General features: G+C 41.1%; 10 protein-coding genes. 6 read left to right on the top strand and 4 right to left on the bottom strand.

Translation table 11 applies throughout. The features are described from left to right. Positions 1–463: 463 nt before the first annotated feature. Entirely contained in the window at positions 464–1759 is a 1296-nt protein-coding gene (locus tag V7K67_RS20650; RefSeq protein WP_334732656.1) for a dihydrolipoamide acetyltransferase family protein, read from the bottom strand. A gap of 480 nt (positions 1760–2239) precedes the next feature. On the opposite strand from V7K67_RS20650, the gene V7K67_RS20645 reads away from it, so the two are divergent. Beyond that, a complete protein-coding gene (locus tag V7K67_RS20645; RefSeq protein WP_334732655.1) occupies positions 2240–2710 on the top strand; it encodes a hypothetical protein in 471 nt (156 codons plus the stop codon). Positions 2711–2783: 73 nt separating this feature from the next. Here V7K67_RS20645 and V7K67_RS20640 read toward each other — a convergent pair whose 3' ends face one another. Together V7K67_RS20640 and V7K67_RS20635 are read right to left on the bottom strand one after the other, a co-directional pair. Further along, positions 2784–3233 carry a YlqD family protein gene (locus V7K67_RS20640; protein WP_069072569.1) on the bottom strand — a complete coding sequence of 150 codons (450 nt, stop codon included), beginning with the start codon at positions 3231–3233 and terminating at the stop codon, positions 2784–2786. A 38-nt stretch (positions 3234–3271) separates the two neighbouring features. After that, complete coding sequence (locus V7K67_RS20635; protein ID WP_334732654.1) at positions 3272–5248, bottom strand: AMP-dependent synthetase/ligase; 1977 nt, start codon at positions 5246–5248, stop codon at positions 3272–3274. Between the two features lie 251 nt (positions 5249–5499). On the opposite strand from V7K67_RS20635, the gene V7K67_RS20630 reads away from it, so the two are divergent. Continuing rightward, a complete protein-coding gene (locus V7K67_RS20630) occupies positions 5500–5745 on the top strand; it encodes a hypothetical protein (RefSeq protein ID WP_334706396.1) in 246 nt (81 codons plus the stop codon). Positions 5746–6551: 806 nt separating this feature from the next. Here V7K67_RS20630 and V7K67_RS20625 read toward each other — a convergent pair. Further along, the gene (locus V7K67_RS20625; protein ID WP_334706398.1) at positions 6552–6752 is read right to left on the bottom strand and encodes a hypothetical protein; all 201 of its coding nucleotides are present in this window, start codon (positions 6750–6752) and stop codon (positions 6552–6554) included. A gap of 89 nt (positions 6753–6841) precedes the next feature. Here V7K67_RS20625 and V7K67_RS20620 point away from each other — a divergent pair, with 89 nt between their 5' ends. The 4 genes from V7K67_RS20620 (at position 6842) to V7K67_RS20605 (ending at position 10802) form a co-directional block, all read left to right on the top strand. Then, a complete protein-coding gene (locus V7K67_RS20620) occupies positions 6842–7273 on the top strand; it encodes a CU044_2847 family protein (protein ID WP_334732653.1) in 432 nt (143 codons plus the stop codon). A 79-nt stretch (positions 7274–7352) separates the two neighbouring features. Beyond that, complete coding sequence (locus tag V7K67_RS20615) at positions 7353–8246, top strand: trypsin-like peptidase domain-containing protein (RefSeq protein ID WP_335168154.1); 894 nt, start codon at positions 7353–7355, stop codon at positions 8244–8246. A 17-nt stretch (positions 8247–8263) separates the two neighbouring features. Further along, positions 8264–9931, top strand: coding sequence for a hypothetical protein (locus V7K67_RS20610; protein ID WP_334732651.1), 1668 nt, complete (start codon positions 8264–8266; stop codon positions 9929–9931). Between the two features lie 52 nt (positions 9932–9983). Continuing rightward, positions 9984–10802, top strand: a complete 819-nt coding sequence (locus tag V7K67_RS20605) for an ATP-binding protein (RefSeq protein ID WP_335168152.1) — start codon at positions 9984–9986, stop codon at positions 10800–10802. Positions 10803–10870 lie beyond the last annotated feature (68 nt).

The following is a 10870-nucleotide window of genomic DNA, read 5'->3' as shown; positions in this document are numbered from 1 at the left end:
CGTCCTTCAAAGCTCAGGAAATGTCCTTTCTAGTTGCCGGGAGTCACTGAGAAGCCCCCGCCGTCCACGAAGTGGCGGCGCGGGGAGTATGTCACAATCTGGATATTCGTTGGCTCAGATGCGAGTAAGTAGCGGATAAAATCTTCTGGATACTGCTCAACCAGATATTTCAGGGTGTTGTCGTATGTCACTCGTGATAAGTAGCTAGGCGTAAATCAAGTAAAAGGGACTGGGGACTGGGGATTAGGGATTAGATGCCAAACCTTTAAAATTATAGTGGAGGCTTTTACCCACCACCAAATTTTAAAAAACTTTTTCCCAGTCCCCAGTACCCAGTACCGGAGCGGCGAGAAGTTAAAGTTTGTAGTATTGAAGTGTAAGTATTGTTTGTTGTTAGCGCTACTCTACGAAAAATTGCTGCTCGCTTATAGCGCTAACATTTAAATTTGGTGTTTTTTCAAAACTACAGTGTCAAAGATTGAGGATTTGTCTCAATCAGTTTTGCTAAATCTTGCAAGAACGCCGCAGCATGGGCACCATAAATAATCCGGTGGTCAGAAGTAATATTAACTTGCATTTGTTGCCGCACGCCAAATAAACCGTCGGGTGTTGCTACCACTTGCGGACGGGATGCCCCGATCGCTAAAATTGAACCTTGTCCAGGCGGTAAAATCGCATCAAATTTGTCTACGCCAAACATCCCCAAATTAGACAGGGTAAAAGTACCACTGTTATATTCTTGGGGCTGTAGTTGTTTTGCCCTGGCACGTTCTACCAAAGACTTCCAAGTACGCGATAGAGAATATATATCCACTGCGTCGGCATTTTGCAGCACAGGTGTAATTAATCCGCCATCATCCATCGCTACTGCTACGGAAATGTTGATATCAGAATGATAAACAATACCTTGGTCTGAGTAACTGGCATTTAACAATGGGTGTTTTTGCAATGTCACTGCTACAGCTTTCGCTAGTAGCGCTGTCATTGTCACGCCTTTGGATTTAATTTGTTTATAAAGTTTGTCTAATCCATCGGTGGTAATTGTATAACCGACACGGAAGACGGGCACGGATATGGTAGCTACCATGTTCCGCACTACGGCATTTTGGAAGGTAGTTAGAGGTACAATTTGACCAGGAACAGCCGCTACTACTGGTGTAGGCGCTGGTGTCCGAGGTGCTGGGGGTGCAACTGGGGCGCTGGTTGGTATGGGTGCTACTGGGGTAACTGGGGCTGGTTGTTTGCCTTTATTGGACAATGCTTCTACATCTTCGGCGACAATGCGTCCGTGGGGGCCACTGCCTTGGAGTGTAGTTAAATCAACTTTGAGTTCTTTGGCTAACTTCCGGGCGCGGGGTGAGGCTACAAGCCTTCCTTCTTTGTGGTTAGACCCGTTTTGAGACGCTAAGGCAGGTGTGGCGGCTGAGGCTGTGGCGGAGACTGGTTCTGGGGAAGAGGTTGTAGTAGCAGCCGCACCGCCGGAATTGGCAAGAGATTTGGCCTGTTCAATTTCAGCTTCCGTTTCGGCGATGAAGGCGATCGCAGATCCTACGGGGGCAGTTTCACCAGCTTCAACTATGATATGGGCAAGAAATCCCTCATAAAAGGTTTCTACATCCATATCCGCCTTATCTGACTCTACAACCACCACTGTTTCGCCTTTTTCCACTTTGTCCCCTGGCGATTTCACCCAGGAGACGATTTTGCCTTCCGTCATGGTGGAACTCAGCGCCGGCATAAATACTTCGTGAATGCTCATAGGGTGGTTTGGAAATCAATGGTTTATGGACTTTAACAGTTTTTATCAGATCGAATTGTATCTTGGTGGGAGGGTTTTAGACTGTTTATATTTTAGGTTGGGCATTGGGGAATAGGGAGTGGGGAACTAATGACTAATCGATTGATCCTTGACTTTAGGAACATAAATCTAACTTAGATGTCTATGGGACTCGTATTTAATTTTTTAGGACTTACGCAAAAATACATCCTGTAGGGGCAATTCATGAATTGCCCCTACCTAAAAATCAGGGTTTTAGCTATTGTTTGCGTAAGTCCTATTTTTGAAAAAACTCAGTACACATCTGTTCCTTATTCCCTACTCCCCACTCCCTTGCTATTTATATTCCTCATAACTACTGCTTAAGATACAAGAGCTTCTCACAGTTAGAGGATATGGGATACAGTTCAATCTAGAATTCAAAATTGGTAATAAACCTATTTGAAATTCCTGTTTACTTTTATGTCGGCAAAGTTGAAATTCTTTTTGATTGTAATACTGAGTGTCTTTGCGACTGCTAGCGCTGGAGTTTATATTATCCAGCACCAGCCATCTGCACTGATTGTTGAAACTACTGATGGGCAAACCCCGCAGGTGGCAGCAATACATCAGTCTCAAGAGGTTGTGGCATACTCAGAGCGTTCCGATTATAAAACTATACCTTTAGAAAGGCTTAACTCATCTCTCCAAGGGAGCGATCCTGCTACTCTCGCCCTGAATGCCTTTGAGGACATAGGAGTGGGAGGAACGCGAAAGGTAGAGGTAGCTTATCCGCAACGAAATCAGGCGTTAGTGACGATTACGCAAATCAAGGGGGGTAATGATTCAGTTGGTATGGTTAAATATCGAGTTGAGATGAGTACTTTTGGGCGATCGCTTTTTATTAGCTCACCTCCAGTCTGGCAAATTGTTTGGGCTGGAGTGAGGAATTAGTTAGGAGTTAGGAGTGAGAAGTTAGGAGTTAGGAATTCCAACTCATAACTCATAACTCATAACTCATAACTCTCTAAATGTCGCCGCGAATTTCTTCTACCACGCCATCGCGCAGAACGATTTCGACCTGCATTTTGCTAATCAGGTTATCACCGGTTTCTACCCGAAAAAAGCCTTCCATTTGGAATTGGTTGACTTCCTGATCTTGTTGGAGAAACTGCACTTGCTGGAGATTTTGCAGCAATTGATTTTTTTGCTCTAAAAATTCACTTTTCTTTTGATTGACTTGGAGTTGGATATTGTCAATTTGTTGGAGAGTTTGGGGCCCAGGTGGTTGTAGACTCTGTTTTTGAATTGCTGCGATCGCTCTTTGTCCTTCAACATCTAGCTGTTGCAATTGCTGATCGAGTTGATTGATTTGCGTTTGCAGCTGCTGTTGTACTTCCTCTTTCCAGAGGGGAGTCACAATGACTTTGACGTTAACGACGCGTTTCAGAAGCAAATTAGATTTGGAGACATCCATATTTCACGTTCACTCTTTACAGTTAGCAGGTGGAATCATCAGGCAAAGATGCCGTCAATAATATCGCGATAGCGTTCCGTGACGATGTGTCGTCGAACTTTCAGTGTTTGTGTCATCAAACCATTTTCGATCGAAAATGGTTCCAGAATGAGTTTAAACGTTCCGATGCGGTCATCCGGTCGATAACCTGGACGATTTTGTACTTCCCGATTTAATTCTTGCCGAAATAAATCCTGGATCATTCTACTCTCCAAGTCAATTTTTTGACTATCTGAGGAAGTTACGCGATCGCTCGACGTATCCAGTATCAAATTCTGACTTGCTGCCCATTTTTCCAAGGCTTCGACATTGGGGACAATTAAGGCTCCCAGGCTGCGCTGATCTTGGCCGACGAGCATAATTTGATCGATGTATGGCGATCGCAAACAGGCATCTTCAATCGGCTGTGGCTCGATGTTTTCCCCGTTAGTCAATACAATCGTATCCTTCGCTCTGCCAGTCAGCACCAAATCGTCTTGTGGTGTCAGCCAACCCAAATCACCGCTATCAAACCAACCTTCGACATCAATTGCTTTGGCTGTCGCTTCGGGATTTTGGTAATAGCCTTGCATAATCTGCGGCCCCCTCAACAATACCAAGCCTCTCTTTCCTACTGGTAAAGGCGCTTTTGTTTCAGGATCTACAATCTTAGCTTCTGTAGCGGGGAGTGGTAGTCCTGATGCACCAATCAAATTTCGCCAAGGACGGCGCACATGGGTAACAGGAGAAGTTTCTGTCAAACCATAGCCTTGCAAAATCTGCACACCAATAATTTCAAAAAAGTTGTCGATATGTCTCGGAAGCGCACCACCGCCGCTAATCATCTGCTTAACTTGTCCTCCTGTGGCTTCTCGCACCTTGGCATAAACCAGTCGTTCACCCAAGGCGTGGAGAGGCAAGAAAACAGATGCTTGGATCTTAGCTGCTAATCGTTCGATGGCGGAAGCATGAAGATTATTTAAATCCAATCCCTGAGCAGTTCGCTGCGCTTTGATATATTTATCGCTAATGCCCAATAAAAAGTTAACTAGGCGTTGCTTATTTGCTGGTTGTTCGCGGAACTGCTTTTGCACTCCCTCATAAATCGATTCCCACAGCCGAGGTACACCCACCATGTAATTGGGTTTAAATTTTTTCAAATCTCCTTTCACAGAGCGCAAATTAGTATAAACTTGCGTGCAACCTTGAGATAGTAGGTAATATTCAACAGTTCGTTCGTAGCTGTGCCACGAAGGTAAGATACTGAGAACGATATCGCCAGTATTTGGTTGCAATACTGTCCCAAAAGTTATCACTTGATGCATCAAATTTTTATAAGACAGCATTACACCCTTGGGTTTACCCGTAGTGCCAGAGGTATAAATTAGGGTTGCTAGAGCGTCACGATTTTGCTTGACTGGCACAAAATGATGATTTATCCCAATTTCAATCAACTGTGTAAAATTGAGTACTTTTAGGGTTTCGTCTGTTGGTGATGCTTCATCAGAAAGTAAGATTACCACTTGAATTGGTAAATCTTTGAGACGGTCTTGTAGTTTTTTAAGTGTTTTTAAATCCTCAACGACGATCGCTGTACTGCCGCTATTCGCGATGATAAACAGCAGTTCTTCTTTATCCGCTTGGGAGCTACGCACGGCATCAACGGCTCCAGAGGTCATGATGCCTTGATCGGCAATGAACCAGCGAGGACTGTTGTCAGCAATTAGGGAAATGCGATCGCCTACCTTGACTCCCAACGCCTGTAACCCAGAAGCAAATAGTTGTATTTGCTCTGCTAGCTGAGTATAAGTAATCACTACTTCTGGTTTACTGTGAGGGCTGCGGAGAGCGACAACATCACCAAATTTTTGAGCGGCTAAAGGCCAAACTTCTGGCAACGATTCCACATTTGTGTAATCTACCAACCGCTTTAATGACTGTCGTTCTCCCTCACTGATGTTAGATAAAAAAGAAGAGACGGTTTGGGTTTTTGACATAACACCTTACCTAAAGATTTTAAACTGATCGTTTTTACAGCTTATTTTGTTATTTCGCTACAATCACCGTCCTTATTATCCACATTCCCTTCTGTGTATGATAATTCCAGGAATTCCACGTTTATATTTACAAAAATTTATGTTAAAGTTAGTTTACATAGAGTGCAAGCAATGATTGTGTTTGCATCTAAGAACAGCGATGTCTACGACGGGCTACGCCTACGCCTACGTTTCACAGGAGATGACTACCTATGAATTTGATAGACACTATATTGCTAACGTTGCTAAATATCGCTGCCTGCATAGCGTTGCCTAAGCTTTTAGCTATATTTCTGGCTGCTAAAACCAAACTTACTGAAGCGTTGCCGAATGGTTCAAAATTACAAGCAGCCAAAATTGAACTTACTAGTTTTCCTTATTGTACAGCTTACCAATTGACAAATAGCCAATACTGTAAATTCAGTCCTGATTTTTGTGCCAAGTGTTCTCCGAATTGATGGACTCTTTGCAAGTAAAAATTCCTCAGTACTTCCAGCTACCAGCTATTCAAGTAACTAGATCCCTGATTTCTTCAAGAAGTCGGGGATATTTTTATACATGTGGTTTGCGTAACGTTATAGCATTTCCCATTCAGATGGGGTACAACGTTATATCGCAAGGTGTAGGGAACATGCCCATAGGTGTCTACTTTTGCTGGAAATAGCTTATCTGTTGGCTGACATGCCCGCCCGGAAATAAATTTCTTTGGCTTTTAGCTTAAGTCTACTGAAGTAGACTGGAGATTTTTGGCGATATTTAGTCATCTTCAGATGACTTTCGCTATGAGACGGGAATTTCAATTCCCGGCGGACAAGCGGTTTCGCGTTAAGTTGACACCAATGGGCATGTTCCCTACGGGTGTACCTCACGCAAACGAAAACCGCTATACCACGAGAAAATTTAATTAAATTTATATAATGTAACATAGTTTAATTTATTTTTGCCTACTTACTTAAATTCAAGTAATTTTCTAGCTGAGTCAGTATAATTACTAATTGAAATCAAGCTATTGATATAACTAATATAACAGTTGACATAACAATTGTTATGTCTGTAGCATGACAGTCAAGCAGCTTGTAATGCCCAAGCAGCAAGAAGTGAGTCAGTTTATTCAGAAACTTCACAAACTTCTAGTAGGCTGTCAAGTCAACTATGCTGGGTAAATAAGTTTGTAGTCAGGACTTAAGTACTTGCGTTAAGCACTTAAGTGTTTGCTACATATTGGGCTTTCGTTAGCTTCATGGACTACTAGTGGTTCATGTCATTAATTGCGATCGGTTAGGGCGAGCAGATCCCCGACTTTTTGAAGAAGTCGGGGATCTCGCACCCCAGCAAAATTAATGATACATACTACTAGTAGTTTGTCAATCAACGAATGATCGGTGGAGAGAGTTTTGCCAGAAGTTTCATGAAATGGGAGAAAAAAGTCAGAAATTGTTGGAGAAATATTTAACGAGTTAACCATTAAATGAGAATAAGATTACAAAAATTTCTGCCAACTCATTTGATGATCAACACATTAAACTATTAGTTCAAAATAAACAGGTTTCATTCATGATGAATCGGAAACAAATTACAGAATTTTCTCTCCAAGATGGGACGAAGTTTTTAGTTGAAGTTGATGAGCCAGAAAATAGCAATGCTGTGAGACGTGTTGCTAGACCAGACACAGGGCAAATGGTAGTTGAAGCTAAAAAGAAATTTGACGAGGTATTAGATCAAATCCAACCTGTCGCTTCAGCAATTATCACTAAGCTGAGTCAGCTTAATACACCTGCTAATGAGGTAGAGGTTAAGTTTGGGATTAAGTTAAATGCTGCTGCGGGTGCAATTTTTACTTCTGTAAGTGGTGCTGACTTTTCACGGGATGTGGAAAAGGTCATTTTGATGCTTTCCCAAGCCCTGATTTCTCCGTTAGCTATTTTCATTAACTCAGAGTTATTGAGAATTAGCCTGTGGAAAAACCTACGCTTTTTGGGGGCTTGAGGACTTCCCGTGAAAAGTCAGGTAAGTGGTGAAGCTAACTACGAAATTACCTTGAAATGGAAGCAAGACAAGGCATAGCATGGTAGTAAGTACAGATAATTATATTCAAACTTTTAGGTCAGCGATCGCCCGGATTTTTCATCCTGATGGTGCGGTAGTTGGTGTAGGTTTTTTAGTCTCTGGGCGAACTCAAAATTACATCTTGACATGCGCTCATGTTGTTACCTCTGCTCTATCTTTACCAGAAGATATAGTTAAAGCTCCTAGTAATGATATTTATTTGGATTTTCCCCTAATTGCATCAGGGCAACAACTAAAAGCTAAAGTTGTTTTTTGGCAACCCGTTGTCAGCAATGCATCAACCTCCGAACCTGAAGATATTGCTGGGTTGCAAATAGAAGGGCAATTACCTAAAGAAGCCCAACCCATTCAGCTAATAAGAGCTAGCAATATCTGGGAACATCCTTTCCGCATATTCGGTTTTCCTAACGGACACAATGATGGCGTTTGGGCCACAGGGGTGTTACGAGACGGACAAGGAAAGGGATGGGTGCAGTTGGAAGATAGTAAGGTAACTGGCTACAGAGTAGAACCAGGCTTTAGTGGTGCGCCGATATGGGATGAAACCCTTGTGGGAGTAGTTGGTATGGCAGTAGCAGCGGAGAAAAGGCGAGAAGACATCAAGACTGCTTTTATGATTCCTGCGGATGTATTGATTGCAACATGGGATGAAATAGGCTTGTCGATTTCGTCAAATGCACATACCCAGACTATTAAGAGCAGAGTGCAACAACTCAAAATCAAAACTTTGCAACAACGCTTTGACGTTCTCAGTAGTGATTATGAGGCAGCTTACAATCAACTCAACTATACACTGAGTTCGAGCGATCGCAATATCATCCAACGCCAAATCAACAGCATACTACAAGAACTTGAGCAAGTAGAAAACGAACTTAATGCCATCAGCCATTAATTTAATACCTAAATCCAATGAACAATTCTTCAGATTTAAAAAAGAAACATCTAGAGCAGTTAATAACGAATTTACAAACTGAGATTGAAAGTCTCAACGACCAAATATTGTGGACGAATAATTCTGTAGATAAAAGTCAATTTAAAAGGCAATATGAGCATAAACTTGATGAAATGCAAAAAGCTGAATCCGAGTTAAACCAGCTAAATCGAGAATTCCTAGAGCAAATTGATCCTGATAAGATCCCATTCACTAATCGCGATGCTGCAATTAGTGAGATTACGGCAATTAATTCTCCTCCTTATCGTTTAGTGACGGCACCTGAAGGTTACGGAAAAACAGAATTTCTCAAACAGATACAGAAGCGTTTTCAAGAATTACAATGGTGTTGTGCTTATGCTTCTATGTCTAGTTATGAAAGTATTGAGAACCTAGAAAACCGATTAGCAAGTTCTTTGAATCTGAGAATCCCAGAAGGGCATGAATTAATTTGGGGAGAACGTTTCGCCTTACTATTGCATAGAAATTGGGCTAAATGGCAATCCCAGGGAAAAAAAGGTATTGTGCTGCTAATCGATCTTGATGGAAGCGCCCCAAAAAACCAACGTTTAAACGAACTTTTTAATGAACTTGAGGAATTTAAATATAGAATTCAAAAATGTTTGAAAGAATTACAGTTCTTTAAAGAGAATTCCGGGAGAATTCGAGTTATTATTGCAGCTCGCTGTCTGATTGATCTCCCCTTAGCTCGGACTTTTGCTAGACTAATACTCTCTCCTTTTAATTGGGAAGTGATTCAGGATACAGCAACAAAATATCTCAAGCCCATCGAGATGACTTCTGAAAGTCTTGCTCTACTATCAGGACACTTACTATATTTAACTGGCGGGCATCCAGGAGGAATTGCTGAAGCACTAAAAGTTTATCGAGGTGGTGGTTACACAGTTAATTTGTTTTTAAACAGTTATGGCAACCAATTATGGGAAAATAACCTCAAAAAATGTAGAGACCAGATTAGAGAAAGCTTGACAAAAGAAAATAGTCATCTATATGAATGCATTGAAAAGTTGAGTATATTTCCCAGAATAAATGGTCATTGGTTATTAAAACAAGCCGTTAAAAGATTTCAGCTACCTTTCAGTGATGATAGTTATAAATTAAATGTTGAACTTACAAAGACATCTATTTTTAGTCGTGACAAAACGATTATCAAAGATGGCATGACACGGCGGGTACTAGTTATTGGTCTTCTCAGAGAAACCTCGCCTGAGAGCTTTAAAGAGCTTTGTAGCGAAGCAGCTAAAATCTGCCAGGAGTATATTGATGAACTGAAATCAAAGAATAATTCTGCTGACGCGGGTCTTGCGGGTACTTGGTCTATGCAGTATTTTTTTCAAATTCTTCAGCAACATGCTGGATTTATCAATCGTGGTGCTGATAGTCTAGCTTATCGACAAGAACTCCGCAAAACTTTCTTTGATCAAACTGTTGAAGAAACTCTGGGAATATTCCGCAATACAGATCGAGAGCAATTTCATGAATTTATTTATACGCTGAAATCTGAAGTAGAAAACGACTGGGAATTTCAGTTTTTTGTCAATTACTATCTGCACAATGACGAATATAATGATACACCCTATAGATATTTAATTCAGAAGCTGGATGAAGCCATTCAAAATAATTAACTAGGGAATAGATGTCTACTGAGTTTTTGCAAAAATCAAATAGGAGTCTATTATGTCTGAACTAGATAAATTAGAGTTTGTTGGTCGTGAAGAACATCTAAATAGAATCATTTCCCATGTTCAGGAGCCTAATCTACACGTCGTTTTGGTGGAGGGTAGAGGGGGAATTGGCAAAACTTGGTTGCTTCGTGCATTACAATCCCGCCTAAACCAAGTTGAGATTGGGACAAGTGAAATTATTGATTGCGATATGCCTGTCTTTAAGGATGCAGAAGATTTATGCACTCAAATCGCCAAACAATTATACGATTATACATATAAAGAATGGTTGCTCCAGTTACGACAACTGCGAGAAGATGAAAACCGCCTTAGTCGAATTGCATACGAACAGGAACGCAGGCAACTTGAAAAGTTCTTGGTCGATGAAATTAATCGAAAATCCAGCCAACAGAGACTAGTATTTATAATTGATACGGTTGAGAAATTAGGACAAGAAGAGGTAAGAGAGGAAATTTGGAAGTATATTAGCGATTTATGCCATCAACTAGATAATGCCGTATTTATTTTTGCAGGTCGCCCTAGTATTGCCCGTCAAATTCTAGAAAAGTCATTCAAAGAAGAAGAATTAACTTATTTGGAATTAAATGAATTTACTCATGAGGATGTGCAAACATATATTCTTTCCAAGGAGGAGCAGCTTCATTTTACTCTTGGACAAGAATTGGCTAAAAAGATCATCATTCTTTCTGGTGGTAGCCCCATCATGATTGAATTTGGAGTAGAGTATGCTTATCGGGAAGTCATACCAGATTGGTTAGAGAGTGAAGATATAGAAACTATTCCAGATATAGGACTCCTATTTGATTTTTGAAAAAGAGTACGAGATAATACGGTTGAGTGTAAAAGTGTAAAAGCAGACTATGATAAACCAGCATCTAC

The sequence above is a fragment of the Nostoc sp. genome, assembly GCF_036917155.1.
GTDB lineage: Bacteria > Cyanobacteriota > Cyanobacteriia > Cyanobacteriales > Nostocaceae > Nostoc.
This window is presented reverse-complemented; position numbering and strand designations above follow the sequence as displayed.

What these genes read in the sequence shown, in the direction of transcription:
- V7K67_RS20650 (WP_334732656.1), bottom strand. Translation starts at nt 1,759, where the DNA reads ATGAGCATTCACGAAGTATTTATGCCGGCGCTGAGTTCCACCATGACG.
- V7K67_RS20645 (WP_334732655.1), top strand. Translation starts at nt 2,240, where the DNA reads ATGTCGGCAAAGTTGAAATTCTTTTTGATTGTAATACTGAGTGTCTTT.
- V7K67_RS20640 (WP_069072569.1), bottom strand. Translation starts at nt 3,233, where the DNA reads ATGGATGTCTCCAAATCTAATTTGCTTCTGAAACGCGTCGTTAACGTC.
- V7K67_RS20635 (WP_334732654.1), bottom strand. Translation starts at nt 5,248, where the DNA reads ATGTCAAAAACCCAAACCGTCTCTTCTTTTTTATCTAACATCAGTGAG.
- V7K67_RS20630 (WP_334706396.1), top strand. Translation starts at nt 5,500, where the DNA reads ATGAATTTGATAGACACTATATTGCTAACGTTGCTAAATATCGCTGCC.
- V7K67_RS20625 (WP_334706398.1), bottom strand. Translation starts at nt 6,752, where the DNA reads ATGGTTAACTCGTTAAATATTTCTCCAACAATTTCTGACTTTTTTCTC.
- V7K67_RS20620 (WP_334732653.1), top strand. Translation starts at nt 6,842, where the DNA reads ATGATGAATCGGAAACAAATTACAGAATTTTCTCTCCAAGATGGGACG.
- V7K67_RS20615 (WP_335168154.1), top strand. Translation starts at nt 7,353, where the DNA reads ATGGTAGTAAGTACAGATAATTATATTCAAACTTTTAGGTCAGCGATC.
- V7K67_RS20610 (WP_334732651.1), top strand. Translation starts at nt 8,264, where the DNA reads ATGAACAATTCTTCAGATTTAAAAAAGAAACATCTAGAGCAGTTAATA.
- V7K67_RS20605 (WP_335168152.1), top strand. Translation starts at nt 9,984, where the DNA reads ATGTCTGAACTAGATAAATTAGAGTTTGTTGGTCGTGAAGAACATCTA.